The 25,573-nt window shown below is 50.0% G+C and carries 28 protein-coding genes; 19 read left to right on the top strand and 9 right to left on the bottom strand.

What is annotated here, in order from left to right:
* Positions 1-43: 43 nt before the first annotated feature.
* The gene (locus ACZ5R2_RS14835) at positions 44-1,207 is read left to right on the top strand and encodes a XylR family transcriptional regulator (protein WP_464900105.1); all 1,164 of its coding nucleotides are present in this window, start codon (positions 44-46) and stop codon (positions 1,205-1,207) included.
* Between the two features lie 78 nt (positions 1,208-1,285).
* On the opposite strand, the gene ACZ5R2_RS14830 is transcribed toward ACZ5R2_RS14835, so the two are convergent.
* From ACZ5R2_RS14830 to ACZ5R2_RS14815, 4 genes are all read right to left on the bottom strand, one after another.
* Positions 1,286-2,494 (bottom strand): aminotransferase class V-fold PLP-dependent enzyme, encoded by a 1,209-nt coding sequence (locus ACZ5R2_RS14830; RefSeq protein ID WP_464900104.1) that lies wholly within the window; start codon positions 2,492-2,494, stop codon positions 1,286-1,288.
* On the bottom strand, positions 2,487-3,095 hold the full coding sequence (locus ACZ5R2_RS14825; RefSeq protein ID WP_464900103.1) for a DJ-1 family glyoxalase III: 609 nt from the start codon (positions 3,093-3,095) through the stop codon (positions 2,487-2,489). Before ACZ5R2_RS14825 ends, ACZ5R2_RS14830 begins: the two co-directional genes overlap by 8 nt.
* Positions 3,088-3,981, bottom strand: a complete 894-nt coding sequence (gene panE / locus ACZ5R2_RS14820) for a 2-dehydropantoate 2-reductase (protein WP_464900102.1) — start codon at positions 3,979-3,981, stop codon at positions 3,088-3,090. The genes ACZ5R2_RS14825 and panE overlap by 8 nt, the downstream gene beginning before the upstream one ends.
* Positions 3,982-4,092: 111 nt before the next feature.
* On the bottom strand, positions 4,093-4,809 hold the full coding sequence (locus ACZ5R2_RS14815; protein WP_464900101.1) for an outer membrane protein OmpK: 717 nt from the start codon (positions 4,807-4,809) through the stop codon (positions 4,093-4,095).
* 332 nt (positions 4,810-5,141) lie between these two features.
* Here ACZ5R2_RS14815 and ACZ5R2_RS14810 point away from each other — a divergent pair, with 332 nt between their 5' ends.
* Genes ACZ5R2_RS14810 through ACZ5R2_RS14795 form a run of 4 tightly spaced genes read left to right on the top strand, consistent with a single transcriptional unit; the run spans position 5,142 to position 8,443 of the window.
* On the top strand, positions 5,142-5,723 hold the full coding sequence (locus ACZ5R2_RS14810; protein WP_464900100.1) for an LON peptidase substrate-binding domain-containing protein: 582 nt from the start codon (positions 5,142-5,144) through the stop codon (positions 5,721-5,723).
* 12 nt (positions 5,724-5,735) lie between these two features.
* The gene (locus tag ACZ5R2_RS14805; RefSeq protein WP_464900099.1) at positions 5,736-7,097 is read left to right on the top strand and encodes a DUF4397 domain-containing protein; all 1,362 of its coding nucleotides are present in this window, start codon (positions 5,736-5,738) and stop codon (positions 7,095-7,097) included.
* A 48-nt stretch (positions 7,098-7,145) separates the two neighbouring features.
* A complete protein-coding gene (locus tag ACZ5R2_RS14800; RefSeq protein WP_464900098.1) occupies positions 7,146-7,730 on the top strand; it encodes a sigma-70 family RNA polymerase sigma factor in 585 nt (194 codons plus the stop codon).
* Complete coding sequence (locus ACZ5R2_RS14795) at positions 7,727-8,443, top strand: ChrR family anti-sigma-E factor (RefSeq protein ID WP_464900097.1); 717 nt, start codon at positions 7,727-7,729, stop codon at positions 8,441-8,443. The genes ACZ5R2_RS14800 and ACZ5R2_RS14795 overlap by 4 nt, the downstream gene beginning before the upstream one ends.
* Positions 8,444-8,520: 77 nt before the next feature.
* Here ACZ5R2_RS14795 and ACZ5R2_RS14790 read toward each other — a convergent pair whose 3' ends face one another.
* The 4 genes from ACZ5R2_RS14790 to ACZ5R2_RS14775 form a co-directional block, all read right to left on the bottom strand.
* Entirely contained in the window at positions 8,521-9,879 is a 1,359-nt protein-coding gene (locus tag ACZ5R2_RS14790) for an AmpG family muropeptide MFS transporter (protein ID WP_464900096.1), read from the bottom strand.
* A gap of 64 nt (positions 9,880-9,943) precedes the next feature.
* Positions 9,944-10,489 (bottom strand): peptidylprolyl isomerase, encoded by a 546-nt coding sequence (locus ACZ5R2_RS14785; protein ID WP_464900095.1) that lies wholly within the window; start codon positions 10,487-10,489, stop codon positions 9,944-9,946.
* The gene (locus ACZ5R2_RS14780) at positions 10,489-11,058 is read right to left on the bottom strand and encodes a YajG family lipoprotein (RefSeq protein ID WP_464900094.1); all 570 of its coding nucleotides are present in this window, start codon (positions 11,056-11,058) and stop codon (positions 10,489-10,491) included. The genes ACZ5R2_RS14785 and ACZ5R2_RS14780 overlap by 1 nt, the downstream gene beginning before the upstream one ends.
* Before the next feature lie 19 nt (positions 11,059-11,077).
* Positions 11,078-12,205, bottom strand: coding sequence for a methyltransferase (locus ACZ5R2_RS14775; protein WP_464900093.1), 1,128 nt, complete (start codon positions 12,203-12,205; stop codon positions 11,078-11,080).
* A 172-nt stretch (positions 12,206-12,377) separates the two neighbouring features.
* Between ACZ5R2_RS14775 and bolA the strand changes: the two genes are divergently transcribed.
* The 9 genes from bolA to nqrM all read left to right on the top strand — a co-directional run bounded on the left by bolA (position 12,378) and on the right by nqrM (position 20,391).
* Complete coding sequence (gene bolA / locus ACZ5R2_RS14770) at positions 12,378-12,686, top strand: transcriptional regulator BolA (protein ID WP_464900092.1); 309 nt, start codon at positions 12,378-12,380, stop codon at positions 12,684-12,686.
* A 433-nt stretch (positions 12,687-13,119) separates the two neighbouring features.
* Entirely contained in the window at positions 13,120-14,460 is a 1,341-nt protein-coding gene (locus tag ACZ5R2_RS14765; RefSeq protein WP_464900091.1) for a Na(+)-translocating NADH-quinone reductase subunit A, read from the top strand.
* Between the two features lie 5 nt (positions 14,461-14,465).
* On the top strand, positions 14,466-15,710 hold the full coding sequence (locus ACZ5R2_RS14760) for an NADH:ubiquinone reductase (Na(+)-transporting) subunit B (protein WP_464900090.1): 1,245 nt from the start codon (positions 14,466-14,468) through the stop codon (positions 15,708-15,710).
* The gene (locus ACZ5R2_RS14755; protein ID WP_464900089.1) at positions 15,700-16,467 is read left to right on the top strand and encodes a Na(+)-translocating NADH-quinone reductase subunit C; all 768 of its coding nucleotides are present in this window, start codon (positions 15,700-15,702) and stop codon (positions 16,465-16,467) included. Before ACZ5R2_RS14760 ends, ACZ5R2_RS14755 begins: the two co-directional genes overlap by 11 nt.
* A complete protein-coding gene (locus ACZ5R2_RS14750; RefSeq protein WP_464900088.1) occupies positions 16,467-17,099 on the top strand; it encodes an NADH:ubiquinone reductase (Na(+)-transporting) subunit D in 633 nt (210 codons plus the stop codon). Before ACZ5R2_RS14755 ends, ACZ5R2_RS14750 begins: the two co-directional genes overlap by 1 nt.
* 7 nt (positions 17,100-17,106) lie before the next feature.
* Positions 17,107-17,703, top strand: coding sequence for an NADH:ubiquinone reductase (Na(+)-transporting) subunit E (nqrE, locus tag ACZ5R2_RS14745; protein WP_438460291.1), 597 nt, complete (start codon positions 17,107-17,109; stop codon positions 17,701-17,703).
* Between the two features lie 32 nt (positions 17,704-17,735).
* On the top strand, positions 17,736-18,962 hold the full coding sequence (gene nqrF, locus ACZ5R2_RS14740; RefSeq protein ID WP_464900087.1) for an NADH:ubiquinone reductase (Na(+)-transporting) subunit F: 1,227 nt from the start codon (positions 17,736-17,738) through the stop codon (positions 18,960-18,962).
* A gap of 185 nt (positions 18,963-19,147) precedes the next feature.
* On the top strand, positions 19,148-20,149 hold the full coding sequence (locus ACZ5R2_RS14735) for an FAD:protein FMN transferase (protein ID WP_464900086.1): 1,002 nt from the start codon (positions 19,148-19,150) through the stop codon (positions 20,147-20,149).
* Positions 20,150-20,157: 8 nt separating this feature from the next.
* The gene (gene nqrM / locus ACZ5R2_RS14730; protein WP_464900085.1) at positions 20,158-20,391 is read left to right on the top strand and encodes a (Na+)-NQR maturation NqrM; all 234 of its coding nucleotides are present in this window, start codon (positions 20,158-20,160) and stop codon (positions 20,389-20,391) included.
* A 37-nt stretch (positions 20,392-20,428) separates the two neighbouring features.
* On the opposite strand, the gene ACZ5R2_RS14725 is transcribed toward nqrM, so the two are convergent.
* Entirely contained in the window at positions 20,429-20,839 is a 411-nt protein-coding gene (locus ACZ5R2_RS14725) for a type IV pilin protein (protein WP_464900084.1), read from the bottom strand.
* Positions 20,840-20,954: 115 nt separating this feature from the next.
* Between ACZ5R2_RS14725 and ACZ5R2_RS14720 the strand changes: the two genes are divergently transcribed.
* The 5 genes from ACZ5R2_RS14720 to ACZ5R2_RS14700 all read left to right on the top strand — a co-directional run bounded on the left by ACZ5R2_RS14720 (position 20,955) and on the right by ACZ5R2_RS14700 (position 25,519).
* A complete protein-coding gene (locus ACZ5R2_RS14720) occupies positions 20,955-21,455 on the top strand; it encodes a GspH/FimT family pseudopilin (protein WP_464900083.1) in 501 nt (166 codons plus the stop codon).
* Positions 21,436-22,053, top strand: a complete 618-nt coding sequence (locus ACZ5R2_RS14715; protein WP_464900082.1) for a PilW family protein — start codon at positions 21,436-21,438, stop codon at positions 22,051-22,053. Before ACZ5R2_RS14720 ends, ACZ5R2_RS14715 begins: the two co-directional genes overlap by 20 nt.
* The gene (locus ACZ5R2_RS14710) at positions 22,050-23,342 is read left to right on the top strand and encodes a hypothetical protein (protein ID WP_464900081.1); all 1,293 of its coding nucleotides are present in this window, start codon (positions 22,050-22,052) and stop codon (positions 23,340-23,342) included. Before ACZ5R2_RS14715 ends, ACZ5R2_RS14710 begins: the two co-directional genes overlap by 4 nt.
* Positions 23,332-23,739 (top strand): hypothetical protein, encoded by a 408-nt coding sequence (locus ACZ5R2_RS14705; RefSeq protein WP_464900080.1) that lies wholly within the window; start codon positions 23,332-23,334, stop codon positions 23,737-23,739. Before ACZ5R2_RS14710 ends, ACZ5R2_RS14705 begins: the two co-directional genes overlap by 11 nt.
* A gap of 220 nt (positions 23,740-23,959) precedes the next feature.
* A complete protein-coding gene (locus ACZ5R2_RS14700; protein WP_464900079.1) occupies positions 23,960-25,519 on the top strand; it encodes an AbgT family transporter in 1,560 nt (519 codons plus the stop codon).
* Positions 25,520-25,573: the final 54 nt, after the last annotated feature.

The following is a 25,573-nucleotide window of genomic DNA, read 5'->3' as shown; positions in this document are numbered from 1 at the left end:
AGGTTGATACAATCGATTAAATTTCATTCAGCTTTGTTTTTGTATGGATAAACGTTTTCGTATCACACTGCTGTTTAATGCCAATAAAGTCTACGACCGTCAGGTTATAGAGGGTATCGGTGAGTATCTGCAAGCCTCCCAGTGTGAGTGGGATATCTTCCTTGAGGAGGATTTTGTCACTCATCTCGAGCATCTCGATGAATGGGAGGGTGATGGCATCATTGCCGATTTTGATAACCCGGAGGTGGCAGCAAAACTCTCTGCCCTAAAGGTGCCAGTGATTGCGGTTGGCGGCTCCTATCACGATCCGGCTCAGTACCCGAACGTGCCCTATATTGCCACTGACAACTATGCGGTGGTGCGGCTTGCCTTTGAGCACCTTAAAGATAAGGGCATCGAGAACTTTGCCTTTTACGGTGCCCCGTCGGACTCTTCACGCTGCTGGGCAAAAGAGCGCGAACTGGCGTTTAACCAGGTAGTCGAAAAAGCAGGCTATCACGGCGCAGTGTTTCTTGGCGCTGAAACCTGCTCGAAAACTTGGCAGTACGACATGAATCGGCTCGCTGACTGGGTTGAGATGCTACCCACTCCAGTGGGGATCATCGCGGTCACCGATTCAAGGGCACGGCATTTGCTGCAAGTCTGTGAACGCTTGGGCGTGATGGTACCGGATAAGGTCTCGGTGATTGGGATTGATAACGAGGAGTTGGCGCAATACCTGACTCGAGTCTCACTCAGCTCGGTGGGTCAAGGGTGCAAAGAGATGGGCTATCGCGCAGCAAAAATGCTGCATAATATGCTTGAGGGCAAGGGAGGGCGGACATCGATGCCACGGGTATTGGTGCCACCGACCGAGGTGTTTGCTCGGCAAAGCTCCGATTTTAAGGCCCTTAAAGACCCCTATGTGATCCAAGCGATGCACTATATCCGCCACAATGCCTGTAAGGGGATCAAGGTGGAGCAAGTGTTGAGTTATGTTGGGATCTCGCGCTCAAATATGGAAGGGCGGTTTAAGCAAGAGCGGGGTCATTCGATTCATCAGGAAATCCACAATGCCAAGCTCAATCGCGCTTGTAATCTGCTCAGTACCACATCGCTGCCAATTGCCGAGATCTCCGATCTGTGTGGTTACCCTTCTCTGCAGTATATGTATTCGGTATTTAAGAAAAACCTCGACCAAACCCCTAAGGATTATCGGGCCGAGTAACCAGCATCAACGCGTCACCGCTAAGAAATCGATGAGCACTCGGCAAATGAGTGCTCATTTTTCCATGCCAAAGGCTGGTTAGAGCATATCCATGGCTTTCTCAATCGCTGCGATTAGACGCTCGACATCCTCTAAGCTGTTGTAGATTGCAAAAGAGATCCTGACCGTGCCTTTGACCTTGAGCGCGTCCATCAGTGGGTGAGCACAGTGGTGTCCAGCACGCACCGCAATACCTTGCTGATCGAGTAGGGTGGCAATATCTTGATGATGTACCCCGTCGACAACAAAAGTCAGCACAGAAGCCTCAGGTTGATAGCCGAGCACCTCAATATCGTCTATCGCTTGCAGTGCTTGATAGGTGCGCAAGTGAAGCTGATGAATATGTGCCTCAATCTGGCCTAAATCAAAGCCTTGATACCATCTTATAGCCGTCGCTAGCGCTAGTGCTCCCGCAACATTAGGGGTACCGGCCTCAAATTTGCCCGGTAGTTGTGAGAAGGTGGTGCGCTCAAACGAGACGCGCTCGACCATCTTACCGCCGCCATGCCATGGCGGCATGGCTTCAAGCAGCTCAAGCTTGCCATACAGCACGCCAATACCCGCTGGGGCAAACAGCTTATGCCCAGAGAAGACATAAAAGTCGGCATCGAGCTCAGACATAGAGAGCGGCTCATGGACAATGCCTTGCGCGCCATCCACCACCACCTTTGCCCCAGCTGCATGAGCTTGGGCGATCACCTGCTCAATGGGCTGGCGGGTGCCGGTCACATTAGTAATATGCGCCACCGCAACGATCTTGGTTTTAGCCGACAGCAGGGCGCGATAAGCTTGCATATCCAGTTGGCACTCGGCGGTCATCGGTATCTTGACCAACATGGCACCTGTTTGCTCGGCGACAATCTGCCATGGGACAATATTGGCGTGATGCTCCATCTCGCCGACTAATATCTCGTCACCCGGCTCAAGGATACTCCGAGCGTAGGTCTGGGCAATCAGGTTGAGTGCCTCAGTTGCGCCGCGTGTCCAGATGATCTCTTTACTCCCGGCACCAAGAAACTCGGCGACGGTCGTTCTGGCCGCCTCAAACTGGCTGGTGGCATGCGCGGTAAGGCTGTGACTGCCACGATGCACATTGGCATTCTGGCGCGAGTAATAGTGACTGATAGTATCAATCACGCACTGTGGCTTTTGTGTGGTCGCTGCGCTGTCAAGATACACCAATGGCGTATCATTCACGCTCTGACTCAGCGCGGGAAACTGCTGACGAACAGCATAAATATCAAGCATCGGCTTGCTCACCCAGTTTGTTGTAATGCAGGTTGGGAACCGTGATCATCGGCTCGGCAACGCTCCATGCGTGGGCTTTGCCAGATAGGTGGATAATGATCTCCATGGCAAACTCCAGCGCCGTGCCCGGCCCTTGACTAGTCAGCAGGTTATGATTTACATCATAGGTGACGCGCTTCACGCGCCAATTTGACTCTGGAATGTGCGCTTGAAAGCTTGGGTGGCAGGTCATCAGTGCCTCTGGGTAGAGGTTATTGTGCTGCAGAACCAGTGCTGGCGCAGCGCAGATTGCCGCAACCAGTTTGCCCTCGTACATCTGCTGGCGCACAATCTCAACCAGCACTGTGCTGTCACGAAATACCTCTGAGCCACCCACACCACCGGGCAAGATAACGGCATCAAACTCGCCATCTGCGATATCAACCAAGGTGCAGTCAGCCGTCAGGGTGATATTACGTGAGCCTTTCATCACCAAGGCGCCTTCAAACTCGGCGCTGGCGGTAACCACGTCATAACCCGCGCGCACCATCATATCGATAATGGTGATCGCCTCCATCTCTTCAGAGCCTGGGGCGATTGGGACAAGGACTTTTTTACTCATGGGATAGATTCTCTTTTTCCATTTGCTGGATGTGCTCGTAAAGAGCTTGATTATACGGTAACTCTAGTTGATGTGCGCTCGCTCGGCGCAGTAGATAGCCGGTAATGTAGTTAATCTCACTGCGCCGGCCATGCTCAATATCTTGCTGCATAGAAGAGTAGTTTTTAGCGGTCAGGCGCACCACATCATCAACCTTAGCCTGAAGCTCGGTAAGCTGAATAGAAACGCCTTCAGCGATCATCACCTGATGTACCTCTCGCACCACCTCGAGCAACTCTTGATGGTACTCCGGCTTAGCCAACTCGCCATTGGTGATGGCGTATTTTGCGGTGATGGGGTTGATGGCACAATTTATTGCGAGCTTATTCCACAGTGCGGCCTGGATATCGTCACACCAAGCAACGCTGGGTAAGCTATGCGCTAGGACATCTTTGAGAAAATGACACTGCTTGCCGGCGTGGTTAATACCACCGATATGGGTGATACCTTGCCCGGTATGGCGAATCTCGCGCTCGGAGGCGCGCAAAGCACCGTGGGTAGTGGTTGCAAGCAAAAGTGGATTATTTCCCAGCTTATCCGCCAGCCAGGTAGCCGTGCCCATGCCGTTATGCATCAAAACAATCATAGTGTCTGGGTGTAGGTGACCGATAAGAGGCTCGAGTGCCGCTTCGACCTGCCAGGCCTTAACCGTGACCAAAACTAAATCGGCCTTTGCCAGTGACTCCAATTGATTATAGGCAAGGGTGATGTCTGGCTTTTGATCAAGATGAAAAGTATTGCTACCAGAGGCGCCGCGTCCCCACAGGGTGACTTGATGACCGCTTTGGCAAAGGTGATATGCCCATAGGCTGCCAATCGCGCCTGGGCCGAGAAGGGTAATGTTCACAGCAACCTAGAATAGAAAATAGTGCTGCTAAGGATAATCAAGCGCTGGGCGGATGCCAATAAAAATGGCGCTCAAAGAGCGCCATTTTTGCAATTTCGGATTCAACTTGGATTAGAAGTTGTATTTAGCCGTGAAGATTGCACCGTAGTTACCGTTTTGGTAGTAAGTGCCCAGTTTGTGGTAGCCGTAGCGGTACTGTAGACCTAGGTCAAAGTTTTCAACTGGCGTGTGGTACCAAGCTGCGATTGCGCCGTTGTGTGAGTATGACTCGCCATCGAACTTCTCATCTTTCGCGAACTGAGTCTCGTGCCAGTTAGTGATAGTGAAGTGCTCGTTGATTGGTGCAACCAATAGGTGACCGTACATAGCGCCGTTGAAGTCGCCGTTCTGGTCGTTGTTGTTTGAGTAAACTGCACCTAGGAATGGTTTAAACATCACTTTGCCAAAGTCAAAGCCGTTGTACTGCATACCAAGAACCCAGTCAGTAGCGTAGAACGATGAACGATCTTCCAGAGACTCAGTGTGGAATACTTGACCGAAAGCAGCAAAGTCACTTGCACCTAGGTTGTAAGTGAAGTTTTGCTTAACAGATAGGCCGTTGTCACCGTTGTGGTCACGCTCTAGGTCGATAAAGCCGTAGTGTGAGCCCCATGTGTAACCTGCGCCGTACTCTACTTCAACGAAAGTTAGTTGCTCATGCCATGGGTTTGCGTCAAACCACTCGATGTGGTTCAGAGATACAGAACCGAAGTCGTACAGTTTTTCTGCTTGAGCTGGAGTAGCAGCGGCTGCTGCGATCATAGCTAGAGATAGAAGTGATTTGCGCATACTGGAAATTCTCTACAAAGGTGTTAGGGACTTTAAAAGTGAACAAACTTCGCTCACCAAATTGATGGGCAGAATGATAACGATATAAATCTCAATTTAAAGGGGTAAAGTGCACAATTTGCAAATTAAAGTGTGACTTTGATCACAAAACAAAACGATTGCGCGGAACTTTATGAGATATTGAGCAAGCGATTGCGCAATTGTTTGCATCTATATTACTTGCTTAAGTGATGTAGATCACATTATCCGTCCTGCTTGTTGCATTGCTTTGGTTGATCTGTTGCCAAAACCTCACGTAGCAATTCAGTGACCAAAGAGAGAGGTTCTAGTTCATGGCCAACATTATGCTTTTTCCTTTGCGATCAGTGGTGTTTCCACAGGGTCGCTTGAAGCTCAGAATATTCGAGCCACGCTATATGCGATTGGTTACTGAATGTCTGCGTAACAACGAAGGTTTTGGCATGTGCTTGATCAATGATGAGGGCGCGCCGCCTCCTCGCAATGTGTCAAATCACGGAACATACGTCAACATTGTTGACTTCGAAGAGCTTGACGATGGCATGCTCGGGATAACGGTATTGGGCAGTAAAACATTCGCGACACAGACCGTAACCACCGACCCTGATGGATTACGAAGAGCGGATGTGAACTGGTTACCACCATGGCCTAAAGCACGGATAGACGATGAATTTGCTTATGTGAGTGCCCATTTGCGCTCGGTATTCGAGCAATTTCCTCAGATCGCTGAACTTTATGATGACTGTTATTTCGAAGATGCTGTTTGGGTCTCACAGCGCTGGTTGGAATTGTTACCGCTCAAGGTAAGTCATTTCGATTTTCTTTCGGTGCAAGCCGACAGTGACGAGGCCCTAGTGTTTCTTGCCCAAGCCATCGAACCTCCGAAGTCTCATTAGAGGAAAGGCAATATGAACAAACTAGCTATCGTCGCTCTCGTGGCAGCTTCAGCGACGCTAATTGGTTGTCATCATGACGATGACGACGATCGTCCACGCTCTTCACTGCAGGCAGTCCATGCATCGGCAGACGCTCCAAGGGCAAATATCTTGCTCAATAACAGAGAGATTCTGACAGGGGTCGAATACGCAACGTCCTCCGGCTTTCTACGCGTGAACGCAGGAACCAATACTGTTCAAGTAGATGTGCAGCTTCCGGGTGATGAGGTGGCAACTGTCATACCAGCAACAGAGCTTCGATTGGCACGTGATATGCGCTATACCGTGATGGTCATCGGTGATGCTGATGAGGAAAACAACCAAGTAGCTCCGCTAGTTGTTGAGCGCCCAAGATCAGGTCAAGCTGATGCAGAGACCCTTGATGTGCAAATTGTGCATGCAGCTTCTGGTGTTCCGGACGTCAACGTGTTTGTCACCGCGCCCGACGCTAGCCTAGAAGGTGCAACTGCACTAGACACGCTTCAGTACGGTGAGTTTACGGAAGTCGTCAATGTTCCTGCGGATACATATCGAGTACGTTTGCAAACTGCCGACGGTCAAGTTGTTGCTTTCGATTCTGGTCCTATTGCATTAGCGGCCAATACCGAGTTGACCGTTGCGGCGGTGTTGAACCCCGACTCCGATGCGGCATCACCGGTAAAACTCATGGTAATGGATGGCACTGATACAACGCTTGTTTACGACCAAAATGAGACTGCAGATGTGCGTGTTGGGCATCTAGTCGATGGTGCACCGGCGGTTGATGTGCGAGCGAATGGCGAAGTGATAGACGGTCTGAAGGGCGTAGAATTTAAAACAGTATCAGACTACCTAGACCTACCGCCAGCAGCCTACGACATTGACGTGGTTGTAACAGACACAGAAACGGTTCTTATTGAGGCAGGTGATTTTGAGGTTTCGGCTGGCGATGACACGAGCATCTATGCAGTGTTGACCACGCCCGAGCCGCTTGAGATTGAGCCCTTAGTTGTCAGCGATATTCGACGTCCTGTCGCAACAAGCGCTATTCTTAACGTAGTGCACGCCGCCGCCAATCCCGTTGCAGAGTTCGTGGATGTGTACTTGACTGCTAATTCATCGATTGACGGAAGTGATCCAGCCTTGAGTAACTTTGCGTACAAGGAAAGTGTAGGCGGTGTTTACGTCGCGGCGGGTACGTACTTCTTAACCATTACGGTCGCCGGTGATGCAGAGACTGTTGCTATCGGTCCTCTCGAGGTCACCGTGGAAAACGGTGTGGTCTATCAGGCAATTGCTATCGATGATAGTGCCGGTACAGGCTTTGATGTTCTGCTGCAGGACATCACAGACTAAGGTTGTTGGGGTAGGCGCGAGCCTACCCCGTAAGAAAAAGGATTGGGCATGACAGGTACAAATACCCAGAGTTTGACGCGCCAAGATTGGACTGACCTGATGCAGCGCGTCAAGGCAAGAGACAAAGAGGCATATGGTATTGTGTTCAATCACTTTGCCCCACGCCTCAAGCAGTTTACTTACAAGCACATGGGTCAAGAGCAAGTCGCCTTAGAGATGGTACAGGAGACCATGACAATTGTATGGCAAAAGGCCAACCTATTTGATGGGACAAAGAGCTCTCTCTCTACATGGATATATACCGTCGCTCGAAATCTTTGTTATGACGCGTTAAGGAAATATAAAGGCCGTGCCTCGCACATTAGCACTGAGGACATCTGGCCATCAGACTACTGCCCACCCGATTTAGTAGAGCACTACGCACCTGAGCACGAGATGCTTAAGGAGCAGGTGGTGAAGCACTTGGATCGGCTTCCAGAAGCTCAGCGTACTGTTGTAAAAGCAGTGTATTTAGAAGAGCTTCCTCAGCAGCAAGTTGCAGACATGCTTGATATTCCACTAGGAACCGTCAAGTCCCGCTTGCGCTTGGCAGTGGAGAAATTACGAACTTCAATTGAGGCAGATCAGTTATGAGCAATCATCCCACTCAACAACAGCTAAAGCTGTACAGCGAAGGGGCTTTAAGTGATGTCGACGGTTTTGCAATTGCACTGCACCTTGAACAGTGCCGCGAATGTAAAGCGCAGGTCGCTGAACTGGAAGCAGCTAGTGCCAGTGCAATTTTCGGTCAAGACGCGGCTGTCGAGGCAGACACGGAACTTGGGCTGGGAATCGAAGACTCTCCAATAGAGTCACTACAAGCCATGCTGGCGGATATCACATCCCTAGAGATAGAGGCCGTGGCTGCGCCAGTCGAACATGGCAGAGAGAGCGTCAAAACCGTGACGACACCTAATGGCAAGCGGTTTACCTTGCCAAAAGGATTGGGCCGACACGTAGATCGGATCGGTGCTTGGCGTAACTACGGCGGCAAAATCTACAGCGCCACAGTCGAGCTCGATACTTACGCAAGAATCAACTTGCTTTACATCAACGAAGACGCTCAGGTGCCTCAGCACACGCACAAAGGGCAGGAGACGACGGTGATTCTGCACGGTGGGTATAGCGATGAGGATGGCCACTATCACGCGGGCGACTACCTAGCCAGAGACGCCTCACGCAAGCACTCGCCTTACACCAAGGTGGGGGAGGATTGTTTATGTCTTACGGTGCTGACTGAGCCAATGGTGTTTACTCAAGGCGTGGCACGCGTGTTTAATCTGTTTGGTAAGGGAATGTTTCCTTAGACCTCGGTGCACATTTCATCATCAAAAAAGGGAGCAATTCGCTCCCTTTTCAATTCGTCTAACCTATTTTTTACTCACTATGTAGGATCGTTATGCGCCTTTTCAATCAGTTTCTTGAAGTAGCCACGTAATGAGTACAGCATGATCAAGCTCGGTAGCACCATCACTGCGGTGATAATGAAAAACAAAGACCAATCATTGAGGTAATCAGCCAGTTGGCCACTAAACGAGGCGAGGGTCGTACGCCCCAAGTTGCCAAGTGAGGCCAACAAGGCGTACTGAGTGGCAGAGAAAGCCTGACCAGTCAATATGGTTAGGAAAGACACAAAGGCGACTGTCGAGAAGGCGGTTGTGAAGTTATCGACGAAGATGGTGGCTAAGAACAGAGTTTCGCTCGGACCCACCTTGGCAATCCACGCAAACATTAAGTTACTGGCTGACATCGCAATACCACCGATCATCAAGCCGCGCACGATACCAAAGCGAACGTTGAACATGCTGCCGACAAGGGTAAATATCATGGTGGCACCCCAGCCGATCAATTTCGAGTAGTAACCAATCTGCTCATTGCTAAAGCCGACTTCCTTATAGAAGGTTATCGACATTCTCCCCAAGAAGGCCTCACCAATCTTAAATAAGAACACGAACAGCAGTAGCGTCAAGGCAACACGTACCCCATTACGCTTGAAGAAATCAATAAACGGCTCAATCAAGGTCACGCTGAGCCAGGTGATGAGCTTAGATTGCACCACTTGACTGTGGCGCTGCTCAGCCGCGGCTTGCAGTGCTTCGCGCTCGGTGCGAGGCTCGCCAACCAGCAAGGTAAACAGCATCAGTACTAACACGACGATTGCCATACCGTAGTACACCCCGTTCCAACCGATAGAGTCAGCGTTGATAAACGCCAAATAACCAGGCAGTGAGTAGCCGGTCCACCAACCAATCACCGCCATTGCAGAGGCTTGGGGCAGCTTTGAGTTCTCAGTTTTAGGGAAGGTATCAATCCGGAACGCATCGATGGCGATATCTTGGGTGGCTGAGGCGATAGCAATCGCCAGTGCCAGCATTGAGGTGAACATCAAGTTCTCGGCGGGGTTCACTCCAGCGATAAACAGGGTTGCTATCAGCACCAATGATTGGCAGAGAAATATCCAACTGCGGCGTTGGCCAAGCTTGGCGTAAAGCACAGGGATTTTGACCCTATCGACCAGTGGTGCCCAGAGGAAGTTGATCGCATAGACAACGAACACGCTGCCGAAGTAGCCAATCGCCGAGCGTGTCAGACCGGCATCGGTCAGCCAGCCTGACATGTTTGAACCAATCAAAACCCAGGGAAAGCCGCTGGAACAGCCCAGCATAAAGACCCACAGCAGGCGTTTATCAAGATAGCTCTGAATGGTTTCAGACCAAGAAGGGGTTGGGGTGGTACTCGACATGGTGTTCCTTGCGCCAAGCTTTCCGGGACGCCCGCCCCAGAAAGCTTGGCAAATCTAGCTAAAATTAGTCAACAAGAGTGACTTTAGTGATCACGACGGTCTCGGTCGGCACGTCTTGCATGCGACCAGAGCGCGAGGTTGGGATCTGGCCAATCTTGATGATGGTGTCAAAGCCCTCAACGACCTCACCAAATACCGCATAGCCATCTGAGCGCGTGCTGGCATTGAGGAAGTCATTATCGGCGTAGTTGATAAAGAACTGACGAGTTGCTGAGTGCGGCGCATTGGTGCGTGCCATAGCAATCGTTGCCGTGTCGTTCTTTAGGCCGTTGCTGGCTTCATTTTTGATTGCGCTATACGTCGGCACCTGTTGCATCTCTTGATTAAAACCGCCACCTTGCGCCATAAATCCTGGGATCACGCGGTGAAAGATCGTGCCCTCGTAGCTGCCATCCTCGACGTAGCGCAAAAAGTTTTCAACCGTAATCGGTGCTTTCTCTTGGTTGAGCTCGAGCACAAAGCTGCCTTGGTTGGTTTCAAACTCAACCTTTGGACCCGCGAAAACCGCGCTGCTTATCAGCGCAGTACAAAGAAGTAGTAGTTGTTTCATTAGAAGCGTTCCTTCATATAGTTTTGTAGCTCTTGATCTTGGGAGATCTCAATCAGTACGTTATCCGTGACGTCATTGAGGACATCTTGGATGTCTTGTCTAGATGCACCGAATGAGTCTTTCTTTTGCGCAGAGCCGGTGTAGGTTTTGACCATTTTACCCGTTGGCGTTTCTAGCGTGAGTGCCAGACTGACGTGCGCAACCATCTCGTGGCTCATGGCCGATTGAGTCACGTTAACCAGCGCTTCTTGGATATCGATATCGATGACATTATCGCTCTGCACCGCATTGCGAAAGCCTTGCGAGGCGAACTGCTCAGCCATCACTTTCTCGATGCTCACACGCAGGTTTTGTCTCGCATGGATCGGCTCGATATTCGAGCGACCACTGTCGAGTAGGGCAACGTATTGTGCCGAGCGTGAGTCACGACTGGTCAAGTTGTAGCTCTTGCCAGAGACAATATCACTGTTGCTCAGTACAGAGTTTGGCATGAAATCAATCTGCTCTTGCTGCGGCGTGGCACAGGCCGTAAGTAGGGCCACGGAGGCGGCGAGAATCAGTTTTTTCATGGTAAGTTCCTTTTTATGCTTATTTCGTTGCTTCGAGAATGACAAACTTGCTGTCGCTCGCGATGGTTTTTACTTGGGCTTTAGTAAACAGTCGAGACAGCTTGTTATGGTAGCCGAGATGACGGTTGCCAATGACTAACAATTTACCGCCTTTGCTTAGAACATGCTTTGCGTCACAAAACATCTGCCAAGCGATATGATCGGTGACCGCTTGCTGTTGATGAAAAGGGGGGTTGCAAACAATAAAGTCGGCACTGCCTGCCTCAACCCCATCTAGGCAGTTGTTGGCAACGCCTTGAACCGGTTGCGTGAGGCCATTTTCGGCAAGGTTAACCTGCGCAGATTTGACTGCCATATAGCTTTCATCAACACAAGTTAATGAAATGCCAGGGTTTAGCTGAGCAAGTCGGACAGACAATACACCATTTCCACAGCCCAAATCTATCACTCTTGCCTGGCCTAAATTGTCAGGTAAATGTTTGAGGATCAGTCTGGCACCAAGATCTAGGCTCTCACCCGAGTAGACGTTGGCAAGGTTGCGTAGGGTTATCCCGTACTCCTCTACCTGCCAGTCACAACTGTTTGCTACCTGCTGGTCGATGGATTTGTTGACCGATGAAAACACCAGACGATGCTTCTTCCATGCCAGTGAGGTTTTGGTTTCTCCGAGGTAGCGCTCAAACAGCTTGAGGGTCGAGGTATGGATCTCTTTGGCTTTATTCACCGCAATCACAGGCGTTCCTTGCGGCAGATGGCGCTGGAGCTGGTGCAGTTGCCAAGTCAGCATCCGGTTACTTTTTGGCAGTTGCATCAGCACCAAATCCACGTCTTGAGGCAGGGAGTCAACACTGGTCAGCAATTGGATTGCCGTGCATTGGTTTTGCGCTAGATTGGCCTCAATCGCCTTGGTAGCAATGTGCGAGTCAGTCTGGGCTGTGACCTGGCATTTATCACTTAGATAGCATGACAGAGCACCAAAATTATCATTCAAGATCAATACTTTTTTATCAGTAACTCGTCCAGTTTCTTCAATGTGATTGATCAAGTACTCATCCCCAGCATCCCATGCTTGTAGGGTTTCATTTGAGCGGATAGGGTATCTGTTCAGGGTAAGGGTTTGTTCGTGGAGAGTAAGCTCGGTTTTCATTATCGATTAAGTGCCTTTTATTGTTGTTTCTATTGTCGCAAAAGTTGTTTGACCAAGAAACCAAAACCTTATGTACTAAACTTAAAGTTCGCCACTCAACCTATGGTGATGTCGAACATCAACAATCAAACGCTAAGTAAAGTTATCAGTATAGCAACGGGGTCGTGTCGTTATGATTCAAGAAACAATAGAAACCAAGCTCCACAGTATTTTTGATCCTAGCCACCTGCAGGTCATTGATGAGAGCTACATGCACAGTGTGCCCGTTGGCTCGGAAAGTCACTTTAAAGTGATTATTGTCGCCAAAGAATTTGAAGGGCAGCGACTCATTGCGCGTCACAGAATGGTCAATCAAGCGTTGGCCGATGAGTTAGCCAATGATATCCACGCACTCGCTATGCATACTTACACAGAAGAAGAGTGGCGATTAGAGCAAGGTTTTGCACCCAACAGTCCCCAATGCATGGGGGGCGGGAAATAGAGGTAGCGGACAATAGTGCGACAAATGTAGGTGGTTAAAAAGACATCGACCAAAGTCAAAAAACAGCCAGGCCATGTTGATTAAGTGTTAACTAAATCACGCTGTGAAAATGAGTCATTTATCCGTGTGGTCATTTGGTTGTTTTTAGGTCCTGTATAGATATTGCGCAAACGCGCAAAAAGTTGACCTGTATTGCCATTTTCTGTGAAATCCTTCGATTTTTATCGCTCCTTGGGGGCCTTTGGTCATGGAATAATTTCATCAATGGATGCTACAATGGCCCACCTGAAAGGTCTCAATGCAAATGTAATGAGAGTTTAAACTAAATGTTGCAGTTTCGGTCGCAGGAGATGACCGGGACAGGACACTGATGTCGTGTCTATTAGTTCGCAATAATAAGAATCTTTTTCCCGATAAAATAGTGCAAGTGCGTATGATTACAATAAAGAAGGGACTGGATCTTCCTATCGCGGGAGCTCCATCTCAGGTGATTAGTGATGGCAAAGCCATCAACAAAGTCGCCTTGCTTGGCGAAGAGTACGTGGGTATGCGTCCAACAATGCATGTTCGCGTCGATGATGAAGTAAAAAAAGGCCAAGTTCTTTTTGAAGACAAGAAGAACCCTGGCGTGAAATTTACTTCACCAGCAAGCGGCAAAGTGATTGAAGTTAACCGTGGCGCGAAGCGTGTCCTCCAATCGGTAGTGATTGAGGTGGCAGGCGACGAGCAGGTGGTTTTCGACAAGTTTGAAGCCAGTCAATTAAGTGGCTTGGATCGTGAAACGATCACAAACCAATTGGTTGAATCGGGTCTTTGGACCGCTTTGCGTACTCGACCGTTTAGTAAGGTTCCAGCCGTAAGTTCAACTACTCAAGCTATCTTCGTCACAGCTATGGATACCAATCCACTGGCTGCTGAACCCGAGCTGATCATCAATGAGCAACAACAAGCTTTCGTTGCCGGACTTGATATCCTCTCGGCGCTGACTGAGGGCAAGGTATATGTGTGTAAAAAAGGCACCAGTCTACCGCGCTCAGCTCAGTCTAATGTCGAAGAACATGTGTTCTCTGGTCCTCACCCTGCGGGACTGGTCGGGACTCACATGCATTTCCTCTATCCCGTCAACGCGGAAAACGTCGCTTGGAGCATTGGCTACCAAGACGTGATTGCCTTTGGCAAGCTATTCCTGACCGGTGAACTCTACACCGACCGCGTTATCTCAATTGGCGGCCCGGTTGTGAACAATCCTCGTTTGATTCGTACAACTCTAGGAGCATGCCTAGATGATGTTACTGATAGCGAGTTGATGCCGGGTGAAGTCCGTGTCATTTCAGGTTCCGTTTTAACCGGGACCCATGCCGTTGGTCCACACGCCTACCTCGGTCGCTATCATAATCAAATCTCTGTCTTGCGCGAAGGTCGCGAGAAGGAGCTCTTTGGTTGGGCGATGCCAGGTAAGAACAGGTTCTCCGTAACCCGCTCTTTCCTAGGTCACTTATTCAAGGGTCAGCTGTTCAATATGACAACTACGACCAACGGAAGTGACCGTGCGATGGTTCCTATTGGCAACTACGAGCGCGTAGTGCCTCTTGACATGGAACCGACACTGCTGCTTCGCGATCTGTGTGCCGGTGATATCGATAGTGCGCAAGCACTCGGTGCACTGGAACTGGATGAAGAAGACCTTGCACTGTGTACCTTTGTATGTCCGGGTAAATACGAATACGGTCAACTGCTTCGTGAATGCCTAGACACGATTGAAAAGGAAGGGTAATTCTCATGGCTCTTAAGAAGTTTCTTGAAGACATCGAGCATCATTTTGAACCAGGTGGTAAACACGAAAAGTGGTTTGCTTTATACGAAGCAGCGGCAACGCTGTTCTACACCCCTGGTACTGTCACTAAGAAGAGCTCACACGTCCGTGATAGCGTTGACTTGAAACGCATCATGATCATGGTTTGGTTTGCGGTTTTCCCAGCGATGTTCTGGGGGATGTACAACGCAGGTGGACAAGCGATTGCTGCGCTTAACCACTTGTACGTTGGCGAGCAACTTGACCAAGTTATCGCTGGTAATTGGCATTACTGGCTCACGCAAATGCTCGGCGGGTCGCTCGCCGCAGATGCGGGGTGGATCAGCAAGATGTTGCTGGGAGCCACCTACTTCCTACCGATTTACGCCACCGTGTTTATCGTCGGCGGTTTCTGGGAAGTCCTGTTCTGTATGGTGCGTAAGCACGAGGTTAATGAAGGCTTCTTCGTTACCTCGATCCTGTTTGCTCTTATCGTCCCGCCAACGCTGCCACTGTGGCAAGCGGCACTGGGTATCACCTTTGGTGTGGTGGTTGCGAAAGAGATCTTTGGTGGTACAGGGCGTAACTTCCTTAACCCAGCTCTGGCCGGTCGTGCCTTCTTGTTCTTTGCCTACCCTGCGCAAATTTCAGGTGATACGGTTTGGACCGCAGCCGATGGCTACTCGGGCGCAACTGCACTGAGCCAATGGGCACAAGGCGGTAACGGTCAGTTGATGAACAACGTCACGGGTGCGCCGATCACTTGGATGGATGCCTTTATTGGTAACATCCCAGGCTCGATTGGTGAGGTCTCAACGCTCGCGCTCATTATTGGCGCTGCGATGATTGTCTACATGCGCATAGCCTCTTGGCGTATTATCGCTGGTGTCATGATCGGTATGATTGCCACAGCGACACTGTTCAACGTGATCGGTTCTGATACCAATGCGATGTTCAGCATGCCTTGGCACTGGCACCTAGTGCTCGGTGGGTTTGCGTTCGGTATGTTCTTTATGGCAACCGACCCTGTATCGGCATCCTTTACCAACAAGGGTAAATGGTGGTACGGCATTTTGATTGGTGGCATGTGTGTCATGATTCGTGTGGCAAACCCGGCGTACCCAGAGGGTATGATGCTGGCGATCCTATTTGCCAACTTGTTTGCCCCTCTATTCGACCATGTCGTTATTGAGAAGAACATCAAACGGAGACTAGCGCGCTATGGCAAGTAATAACGATAGCATTAAAAAAACGCTGGGCGTGGTCGTCGGACTGAGTTTAGTCTGTTCAATCGTCGTATCAGCGGCAGCAGTGGGCTTGCGTAGCCAACAACAGGCGAATGCTGTGCTGGACAAGCAGAGCAAGATCGTTGAAGTCGCCGGCATTACGGCTCAGGGCAGTGTCCCTGAGCTGTTTGCTGAGTACATCGAACCCCGCTTGCTGGATTTCGAGACTGGTCAATATATCGATGGTGATGCTGCAGATTATGATCAGCGCAGAGCGGCCAAAGACCCTGATACCTCGATTCGTCTCACGGCAGAGCAAGATGACGCTAAGATCCAGCGCCGTGCCAATACTGGTGTGGTTTATCTGGTCAGAGATGGCGAAGGCTTCTCGAAAGTGATCCTGCCGGTTCACGGTAATGGTCTGTGGTCGATGATGTACGCTTTTGTGGCTATTGAAGGCGACGGCAACACAGTTGCAGGCATTACCTATTACGAGCAAGGTGAAACTCCAGGACTTGGTGGTGAGGTGGAGAACCCATCTTGGCGCGCACAGTTTGAGGGCAAAAAGCTGTTTGATACCAATAACCAACCTGCGCTTGAGGTGGTTAAAGGCGGTGCGCCAGCTGGCTCTGAGCACGGTGTTGACGGTCTATCGGGTGCAACCCTGACTGGTAACGGCGTGCAGGGAACCTTTGACTTCTGGTTGGGTGATCTGGGCTTTGGCCCGTACCTTACTCAAGTTCGTGATGGAGGCTTGAACTGATGTCAGCAACTAAAGACATGAAAAAGAATCTCGTCGCGCCTGTATTGGATAACAACCCAATCGCGCTGCAGGTTCTCGGTGTGTGTTCTGCCCTGGCGGTAACCACCAAGCTTGAAACAGCATTTGTTATGACACTCGCGGTTATCTTTGTAACGGCGCTGTCGAACTTCTTCGTTTCTCTAATCCGTAACCATATCCCTAATAGTGTACGTATCATCGTGCAGATGGCGATCATCGCCTCGTTAGTTATTGTGGTTGACCAAGTGCTAAAAGCCTACCTTTACGACATCTCTAAGCAGCTGTCGGTATTCGTTGGTTTGATCATCACTAACTGTATTGTTATGGGCCGTGCAGAGGCCTATGCGATGAAATCAGCCCCGCTACCATCACTGATTGATGGTATCGGTAACGGTCTCGGTTACGGCTTTGTGTTGATCACGGTTGCGTTCTTCCGTGAGCTGTTTGGCTCGGGTAAGCTGTTTGGTCTAGAGGTACTGCCTCTAGTGAGTAACGGTGGTTGGTATCAGCCAAACGGTCTGATGCTACTGGCACCATCCGCGTTCTTCTTAATCGGTTTCATGATCTGGGCAATCCGTATTGTGAAACCTGAACAAGTCGAAGCGAAGGAGTAAGGTCGTCATGGAACATTATATTAGCTTATTAGTTAAATCGATCTTTATCGAAAACCTGGCGCTGTCTTTCTTCCTCGGGATGTGTACCTTCCTCGCGGTATCAAAGAAGGTTAAGACGTCATTTGGCCTGGGTGTTGCGGTTGTGGTCGTACTGACTATCGCAGTACCAGTGAATAACCTGCTGTACAACCTCGTTCTGCGTGAAAACGCGCTGGTGGCTGGGGTTGACCTGAGCTTCCTTAACTTCATCACCTTTATCGGCGTTATCGCGGCATTGGTTCAGATCCTTGAGATGGTTCTTGACCGTTTCTTCCCGCCGCTGTACAACGCGCTGGGGATCTTCTTGCCGCTTATCACGGTAAACTGTGCGATCTTTGGTGGCGTATCGTTCATGGTTCAGCGTGACTACAACTTTGTCGAGTCGGTGGTTTACGGCTTTGGCTCTGGTGTGGGTTGGCTATTGGCGATCGTCGCGCTTGCGGGTATCCGCGAGAAGATGAAGTACTCAGATGTGCCACCGGGACTGCGTGGTCTGGGTATCACGTTTATCTCAGTCGGTCTTATGGCGTTAGGCTTTATGTCTTTCTCCGGTGTTTCACTCTAGTTCGGGTAAACCGTAGCGATAAGGAATAGTCAATGAATACTATTATTCTTGGTGTAGTGATGTTTACCCTGATCGTACTGGCGCTGGTATTGGTGATTCTGTTTGCCAAGTCCAAGCTGGTACCGAGCGGTGATATCACCATCTCTGTAAATGGCGACCCTGAGAAGGCGATCGTCTCTCAGCCAGGTGGTAAACTGCTCAGCTCTCTTGCGGGCGCTGGCGTGTTTGTTTCCTCGGCTTGTGGTGGCGGTGGCTCTTGTGGTCAGTGTCGCGTTAAGGTTAAATCGGGCGGTGGTGATATCCTACCGACTGAGCTTGACCATATCACTAAAGGTGAAGCGCGCGAAGGCGAGCGCCTAGCGTGTCAGGTGGCGGTGAAAACCGACATGGACATTGAGCTTCCTGAAGAGATCTTTGGCGTTAAGAAGTGGGAATGTACGGTTGTCTCTAACGATAACAAGGCGACCTTCATTAAAGAGCTGAAGCTGCAGATCCCTGATGGTGAATCGGTGCCATTCCGTGCTGGTGGTTACATCCAGATTGAAGCGCCTGCTCACCACGTGAAATACTCTGATTTTGATGTACCGGAAGAGTACCGCGAAGACTGGGACAAGTTTAACCTGTTCCGCTATGAGTCAAAGGTCGATGAAGAGACTATTCGTGCTTACTCAATGGCAAACTACCCAGAGGAAGAAGGTATTATTTTGCTTAACGTGCGTATTGCAACGCCGCCGCCTAATAATCCAGATGCACCTCCAGGTATCATGTCATCTTTCATCTGGTCACTTAAAGAGGGTGACAAGTGTACTATCTCAGGTCCATTTGGTGAGTTCTTCGCCAAAGAGACGGACGCAGAGATGGTGTTTGTCGGCGGTGGTGCTGGTATGGCGCCAATGCGCTCGCACATCTTTGACCAGCTTAAGCGCCTGAAATCAGACCGTAAGATGTCGTTCTGGTATGGTGCTCGATCGAAGCGTGAGATGTTCTATGCCGAAGACTTCGATGGTCTTCAGGCAGAAAACGACAATTTCATCTGGCACTGCGCTTTGTCTGACCCAATGCCGGAAGACAACTGGGAAGGCTACACAGGCTTTATCCACAATGTGTTGTATGAAAACTACCTGCGTGACCATGAAGCGCCGGAAGACTGTGAGTACTACATGTGTGGTCCACCGATGATGAACGCAGCGGTGATCGGCATGCTCAAAGACTTGGGCGTTGAGGATGAAAACATCCTGCTTGATGACTTTGGTGGCTAAACCCATAGCAAAAGTGACAGGTAAGCCCTAGGTTTGCCAATAACTGAGCGTAATGGATTATCGAAGATGGCTGGCTCATGTAGTCAGCCATCGTTTTATTTAGCCCATGCAGTGATGAGCGTGTATCGCTAAGAGCTTCACTCTTTTAGCCATATACACTCAATAGATGGAATAGGAGTAAACAAGTGAGAATTTGGCTTGTTGCCTTGGCTTCAATGCTGGTCTTAGTCGGTTGTGATCAGCCGCGAGAGCAGGTGCATTTAAATGGCCCAACCATGGGTACCAGTTACAACATCAAATACATTTCTCAGCCTGAAATGCCAAGCTCAGCGGCAGTTCATGCCGAGATAGACCGCCTGCTCGAAGAGGTCAATCAACAGATGTCGACCTATAGGCCGGATTCTGAGTTAAGCCGCTTTAATCAGCATCAGCAAGACACGCCGTTTGTCGTGTCGGAGCAGACGGCGTTGGTGGTGAAAGAAGCCGTGCGTCTTAACGGTCTCACTCAAGGGGCGTTGGATGTCACGGTAGGACCGCTGGTCAATCTATGGGGTTTTGGCCCCGAGGCACGCCGTGACAAGGTGCCAAGTGCCGAACAGTTAGCAGAGCGCAAGGCCATCACAGGTATCGAGTATTTGAGCGTTGAGGGTAATCAGCTGAGCAAAGCAATCCCCGAGTTGTACGTCGACTTGTCAACCATTGCCAAAGGTTGGGGTGTTGATGTGATTGCCGATTACCTTGATCAATTAGAGGTGGCGGATTACATGGTGGAAGTCGGGGGCGAGATCCGCCTCAAAGGACTTAATCGTGAGGGTATCAAGTGGCGTATCGCGATCGAAAAACCGACCAGCGATGAGCGAGCCATTCAGGAGATCATTGAGCCAGGCGATATGGCGGTGGCAACGTCGGGCGATTACCGTAACTACTTTGAGCGGGATGGGGTGCGTTATTCGCATATTATTGACCCAGAGACAGGCGCGCCTATCAGCAACCGCGTGGTATCGGTAACGGTATTACATCCATCTTCGATGACCGCGGATGGCCTAGCGACCGGTCTTATGGTGATGGGTGAAGAAGACGGTATGGCGCTCGCTGAGGTTGAAAATATTCCCACCATGATGATAATTAAAACCGAAGATGGCTACCGAGAACGGGCATCTAGCGCGTATCGAGCACTGCAGAACTAGGGGTAATCATGACAACATTTCTTATAACATTCGCCGTATTTCTAGCGGTGATCGCAGCAATGGCGATTGGCTATATTGTCCAGCGCAAAGTGGTTAAAGGCAGTTGTGGCGGTCTTGGCGCAGTTGGGATTGATAAGGTGTGTAACTGCCCAGAGCCCTGCGACGCGCGCAAAAAACGCGAGGCGCGTGAAGCGGCGCGTGCTGAAAAGCTCGCTGAATGGAAAAAAGATCAGATCGTTTAGGCAAATCTAAGGCAGAGGTAGGGTGACCACCTCTGCCTTACCAGCATTTGCTTGGTAGGTGTTCTCCTCGCTCATTAAGCGATAGATGGTCATACCGCTCTCCCTCACATTTGTCCTTTCCTTGAGCATGCTGTGGCGAGGCAAAAATATGATAACCAGCCTCATCAACCTCAATAGTAAACTGATAGTGCTGACTATCGCCACCACAGATCAAACACGCCCCCGCAGAGACAATCCCATGAGGCTGATAGCCATCAAAAAAGCCCTGTTCGAGGGCTAATTGGATCTTAAGCAGGTCAGTTTGTGCTTGCTGTCGATGGGCTTTTAAAACTTGATCGGTGTATATCGGATACGCCGCGCTGGCTAAAATGCCAAGCATTGCTATAACCACTAATAACTCGATCAAGGTCACGCCTTTCGCGCCTGCTGCGCCATCATTGCACCCCATTATGTGAATCTCCTTCCTCAGTATCACTCCATTGCCAAGGTCCAGTGTTGTTTGCAACTAGGCTACTAGCAAGGCTGGGATTTTACCCCACCAGGTTTGCACGGGAAGCTTCGAGATGAATCACGGCTTTAGCTTATTAGAGCTACTTATTAGTGTCACGTTATTGGTGACCTTACTTGCGTTCGCTCTGCCAAATATGCACTCTAGCCTAGAGCGTAAAAAGGTCGCTTTACTGGCTGATGAGCTGCACAACCTGCTTGTCTACGCCAAGACTGAATCAATCTATCGTAATTGCGACCTTTGGGTGCATATTTCGATAGATAACGCTAACAACGAGGCATGGCAGCTACATCTGACTGACAGCGATACCCTTGGGAGTGGCACGACTTTACGTATCCTCGCAAGCAGTGACTTTGAGGGACTAGAGCTGCGCACTAGCTATACCGCCAATCAGATTAAGTTGATGGGCGCGACGGGCAAAATTAAATCAGGCAGCTTGGAAATTTTTAGTCAACGCACGCCAGAGCGCCGGTTGAAGCTGAAATCCTCTTACGCAGCGAGTCGCATTGTGGTGTGTGGCGTCGAAGGGGCATGGTATGGCTTTACGGCATGCTAGAGGGGGCTCATTAATTGAGCTGCTGCTGGTCTCCACCCTTGGCTGCACCGTCATTGGGGCGGTGACAACACTCTATTTAAGCTTGCTTGGTAGTAGCGCAGTACGCACCAAGCAGGTGATGCTGACCCATAACGGGCAATTTGTGATGCAGCAGCTCATCGAAGATCTAGCGCGCGCTGGTTTTCGCCGTGATGGCCAGCAATCGGTGACGTTTGCTGATGTCGAATCAGTCATTTTTGCTCAGGAATCTCCGCCACTGCTCGGCTACGTTTATCAAGTCTCAACCTCTGATGCCGATGATATTCGCCATGTTGTGTATAAATTTGAGCCGCCCCATAGCCTTAAGATCTGTGAAAAATATTCCACGACCCCATTAAGTATCGAATTAGCGGCACAATCTAGTCTTCTTGGCTACTGCTACTCCCTGTTTCATCCCGAGCAGATTGGCGTTGACCATTTTACCTTGCAGTCGCTGAGCTTAAACAGTTCTGTCGCTCAGAGTGCTCAAGTTGGGGTGACACTAGAGATCTACTTAGTTGACGATCCGAGTGTGCGCTACGAGCTAACAAGGCAGGTTACACAGAGGAACTGGCAGTGAAGCAACGGTATATGCGCGGCACTTCGGTGTTGTTGGTGACTGGGACAATTATGCTGCTTGCAAGCTTGGGCGCTTTTGCCTTGACGCAGGGCGCACTGTATCAAATCAAACGCATCAATATGACCCTAACTAATGCCCAAAGCTATTGGCGAGCAGAGGGGGGGCTTGAGTGTGGCTATGCCTATTTACGTGAGGCGAAGCAAATCACGGTTAGCCCTTTGGTTAGTGAGTCTTGCTCGGCTCTAGCCGCTGATGCGTTAGCTCTTGATACGCTGGGCAGTGACGAAACCGTCCCTGATACCTTAATTGCAAGGCATGGCTATATGACGGTAAAAAGAATGCTCGACTTCGGTCGTTACAAGGCAGAGTCAGGGCTGCGCAGTAACGCGGATATTATTGTCGCCGGAAGTTTGACATTCTCAAGTGTGGATTTGGGTCCTCCCGACGCCGTGACGTCTTTCTATCACTGTATTGCGGCAGTGGTTGCGCAGCGCTTGGTCAGTGGTGGTATCACCGGCTGGGGTCAGAGTGAGAATAACCATGGCGTTCAATGGTGTGACGATGCCTATTACACCGACTCTTTGAACGAGAGTGGTGTGTGGTTGGAAGCCAACACTGAAACCATTGTTCGCCGCGCAAAACTTGACGTTAAACTTGAGCAAAACCTGAGCCCGTTCGAGGATCTGTTTGGTATCGAGCGTGAGGCGTCCGATAAGGTCAGACACAGCTCAGAGCATGGATTCATTCATGTTGCAAGCTTGCCTAACATCAACGATTGCTACCAGAGCTTTGCAACTGAGTTACAGCCAGGTGCAATCAATAAGGTCTGGATTGAGGGCGGCTGCCGCCTGAGTGCCAGTGATGTTGAGCGGTTAAATCAAATCCAGCGCCTTGAGCCCGCCACTCTGCTGCTGATCCTGGTTCAAGACGGGGTGTTTATGCTTGACTTGGTGACCGATCTAACAGTGGTGATTGTCCATCTCAATCAGAGTTATAGGGCGGACTCAACACAATGGACGCAAGTTGTCGATGTTGAGGCAGTAATTAGTCAGTCACTTGAGCAACGCTTCGAGCGAGTGTTTGGTGATTTAAGCTCTGTCACACCTTTGCACGCCACTTTTATCCAGACTGGCAATGGCGCGATTCGTGGCGGGGTGTTCTTAGACACTCAGCACCAGATCGCCCTATTCACCGGCTCACCGACGATAAGGTTTGATCGAGATGTACTCAACCAAATGCAATTGCGCGGTGCGGCGCAATGGCTGCCGGCTGGCTGGTATGTTGAGTAAGCGTGGTGTATTTGGTGCAAGCTTACTTGAGCTGTTGGTCAGCCTACTGCTGGTATCAGTGACTTCGATTGGAGTTATTGGTCTGCATATAGAGCTTGAGCAGCGCACAGCACAATCACTTAAGCGTCTACAAGCCCTAGAGCTGATTGAGACCCGCTTTGAAAGTCTGCGTAGGCGGGGGCTCGGGGCTACCAGTGAGGTCAAATACCATGATCTGGCCTCTCATCGCGAACAGACCGACCATGAGATAGAACTAGAGTGGCAAGTTAGTGAGCATTTTTCTGGGGCAGTGAAAATCGTCATGATTCACGCCCATTGGCAAGATAGTTTTGGTAATGGGCAAACGTTTGCCTTGGTCACCGCGATTGCTCGCGACAGCGAACACAACCAAAAATAGTAAAAGTAAAAACAAAAGGTAGAGGGTTGGTTTTTATTTTGCTTCAGTTTTGTTCTATTCTTGTTGCACGTGGATTGGTTTTTTGCAAAATATCTCACTAATATTACAAAATACTACAGATACTTGTGCTTTCTTTGTGCTAATTGGCTAGAATACTCGTCGGTAAAATGACTCGCATCGAAGTCGACCTAAGCAACACAAAAAACAAATTGGATTAATCATGAGTAACCAAGCTATTAATAAAGCGCCTGAGCCGAAGCCGAGCGGCATGGATCGCTTTCTAAACTTCATTGAGCGCGCAGGTAACAAAATTCCTGATCCAGCAATCTTGTTCTTCTGGGCACTGGTAATCGTATGGGTTGCATCTGCAGCACTTTCAAACGTCTCTTTTGACCTGATCAACCCACGCACGGGTGATGCGCTAGAAGTACAAAACCTGTTAACAGGTGAAGCGCTAGCAAGCTTCCTAGCAAACATGGTCACGACATTTACTGGCTTCGCACCACTAGGTATCGTACTGGTTGCTATGTTGGGTGTTGGTGTTGCTGACTCGTCAGGCTTTATCACCACTGGCCTTAAGAAGATGCTGAACTTCACGCCAGCGAAACTGATCACGCCAATGCTGATCCTAGTTGCTATCGTGTCACACACAGCAGCGGATGCGGGTTACGTACTGGTTATTCCCCTAGGTGGTATCATCTTCCACGCAGCGGGTCGTCACCCTCTTGCGGGTATCGCAGCGGCATTTGCTGGTGTATCGGGTGGCTTTGCGGCAAACTTCGTACCATCGGGTATCGACCCACTACTCGCGGGCTTCACGCAAACAGCAGCAAACGTACTTGACCCTGAGTACATTGTTAACCCGCTAGCTAACATCTTCTTTACTGGTCTTTCTTCAATCTTGATTGTATGTATCGGTTGGGTTGTGACTGAGAAAGTGATTGAGCCTCGCCTGGCAGGTACTGCTATCGATGATGATGCAGAAGAAGCGCCGGATCTAGGTACTTTCACTGAGACTGAATCAAAAGCATTCCGCGCAGCGGGTTGGTCAATGATGGCAGGTATCGCTGTACTAATCGCAGCCATTATCCCTGAGTCATCAGCACTGCGCTCACCAGAAGGTGAAATCACGGCATTCTCTGCACCACTAATGCAGTCAATCGTTCCGCTGATCTTTATCCTATTTATTATTCCTGGTTACGTTTACGGTCGTGTTTCTGGCACGTTCAAGAACAGCAATGACGTGATCAAGGCGATGGGCGACACAATGTCGACCATGGGTGCGTACATTGTAATGTCGTTCTTCTGTGCGCAATTCCTCGCGGCGTTTGCTCAGTCAAACATCGGTACTATGCTGGCGCTATACGGTGCGGAAGGCCTAAAAGCGGCCAACCTTGCTGGTGAAGCGACTATCGTTGGTATGATCCTTCTAACTGCGTTTGTTAACCTTCTGGTTGGCTCTGCGTCAGCGAAGTGGGCACTGATTGGTCCTATCCTAGTTCCGATGCTAATGGCTGTTGGTATCTCTCCAGAGCTATCTCAGGCGGCGTACCGTGTGGGTGATTCTGTGTCGAACATCATTTCTCCTCTGATGGTCTTCTTCCCACTTGTGGTTGTTTACTGTCAGCGTTACGTGAAGAACACAGGTATCGGTACTCTAGCATCACTAATGATGCCGTACTCGATTGCGATGCTGATCGGTTGGACTATTTTCCTACTGGCTTACTGGGCACTGGGTATCCCACTAGGTATTCAAGCACCATACACTTACACGATGTAATTCGTCGTCAAGTTGAGTCAGTCCAAGCCCGTCCTCGTGACGGGCTTTTTGCAT

Source organism: Vibrio sabulosilitoris, from assembly GCF_055391395.1.
This window is presented reverse-complemented; position numbering and strand designations above follow the sequence as displayed.

Excerpts from the sequence above, each read along its gene's own strand:
- ACZ5R2_RS14835 (WP_464900105.1), top strand. The coding sequence starts at position 44 with ATGGATAAACGTTTTCGTATCACACTGCTGTTTAATGCCAATAAAGTC.
- ACZ5R2_RS14830 (WP_464900104.1), bottom strand. The coding sequence starts at position 2,494 with ATGCTTGATATTTATGCTGTTCGTCAGCAGTTTCCCGCGCTGAGTCAG.
- ACZ5R2_RS14825 (WP_464900103.1), bottom strand. The coding sequence starts at position 3,095 with ATGAGTAAAAAAGTCCTTGTCCCAATCGCCCCAGGCTCTGAAGAGATG.
- ACZ5R2_RS14815 (WP_464900101.1), bottom strand. The coding sequence starts at position 4,809 with ATGCGCAAATCACTTCTATCTCTAGCTATGATCGCAGCAGCCGCTGCT.
- ACZ5R2_RS14810 (WP_464900100.1), top strand. The coding sequence starts at position 5,142 with ATGGCCAACATTATGCTTTTTCCTTTGCGATCAGTGGTGTTTCCACAG.
- ACZ5R2_RS14805 (WP_464900099.1), top strand. The coding sequence starts at position 5,736 with ATGAACAAACTAGCTATCGTCGCTCTCGTGGCAGCTTCAGCGACGCTA.
- ACZ5R2_RS14800 (WP_464900098.1), top strand. The coding sequence starts at position 7,146 with ATGACAGGTACAAATACCCAGAGTTTGACGCGCCAAGATTGGACTGAC.
- ACZ5R2_RS14795 (WP_464900097.1), top strand. The coding sequence starts at position 7,727 with ATGAGCAATCATCCCACTCAACAACAGCTAAAGCTGTACAGCGAAGGG.
- ACZ5R2_RS14790 (WP_464900096.1), bottom strand. The coding sequence starts at position 9,879 with ATGTCGAGTACCACCCCAACCCCTTCTTGGTCTGAAACCATTCAGAGC.
- ACZ5R2_RS14785 (WP_464900095.1), bottom strand. The coding sequence starts at position 10,489 with ATGAAACAACTACTACTTCTTTGTACTGCGCTGATAAGCAGCGCGGTT.
- ACZ5R2_RS14780 (WP_464900094.1), bottom strand. The coding sequence starts at position 11,058 with ATGAAAAAACTGATTCTCGCCGCCTCCGTGGCCCTACTTACGGCCTGT.
- ACZ5R2_RS14775 (WP_464900093.1), bottom strand. The coding sequence starts at position 12,205 with ATGAAAACCGAGCTTACTCTCCACGAACAAACCCTTACCCTGAACAGA.
- bolA (WP_464900092.1), top strand. The coding sequence starts at position 12,378 with ATGATTCAAGAAACAATAGAAACCAAGCTCCACAGTATTTTTGATCCT.
- ACZ5R2_RS14765 (WP_464900091.1), top strand. The coding sequence starts at position 13,120 with ATGATTACAATAAAGAAGGGACTGGATCTTCCTATCGCGGGAGCTCCA.
- ACZ5R2_RS14760 (WP_464900090.1), top strand. The coding sequence starts at position 14,466 with ATGGCTCTTAAGAAGTTTCTTGAAGACATCGAGCATCATTTTGAACCA.
- ACZ5R2_RS14755 (WP_464900089.1), top strand. The coding sequence starts at position 15,700 with ATGGCAAGTAATAACGATAGCATTAAAAAAACGCTGGGCGTGGTCGTC.
- ACZ5R2_RS14750 (WP_464900088.1), top strand. The coding sequence starts at position 16,467 with ATGTCAGCAACTAAAGACATGAAAAAGAATCTCGTCGCGCCTGTATTG.
- nqrE (WP_438460291.1), top strand. The coding sequence starts at position 17,107 with ATGGAACATTATATTAGCTTATTAGTTAAATCGATCTTTATCGAAAAC.
- nqrF (WP_464900087.1), top strand. The coding sequence starts at position 17,736 with ATGAATACTATTATTCTTGGTGTAGTGATGTTTACCCTGATCGTACTG.
- nqrM (WP_464900085.1), top strand. The coding sequence starts at position 20,158 with ATGACAACATTTCTTATAACATTCGCCGTATTTCTAGCGGTGATCGCA.
- ACZ5R2_RS14725 (WP_464900084.1), bottom strand. The coding sequence starts at position 20,839 with ATGGGGTGCAATGATGGCGCAGCAGGCGCGAAAGGCGTGACCTTGATC.
- ACZ5R2_RS14720 (WP_464900083.1), top strand. The coding sequence starts at position 20,955 with ATGAATCACGGCTTTAGCTTATTAGAGCTACTTATTAGTGTCACGTTA.
- ACZ5R2_RS14715 (WP_464900082.1), top strand. The coding sequence starts at position 21,436 with ATGGCTTTACGGCATGCTAGAGGGGGCTCATTAATTGAGCTGCTGCTG.
- ACZ5R2_RS14705 (WP_464900080.1), top strand. The coding sequence starts at position 23,332 with ATGTTGAGTAAGCGTGGTGTATTTGGTGCAAGCTTACTTGAGCTGTTG.
- ACZ5R2_RS14700 (WP_464900079.1), top strand. The coding sequence starts at position 23,960 with ATGAGTAACCAAGCTATTAATAAAGCGCCTGAGCCGAAGCCGAGCGGC.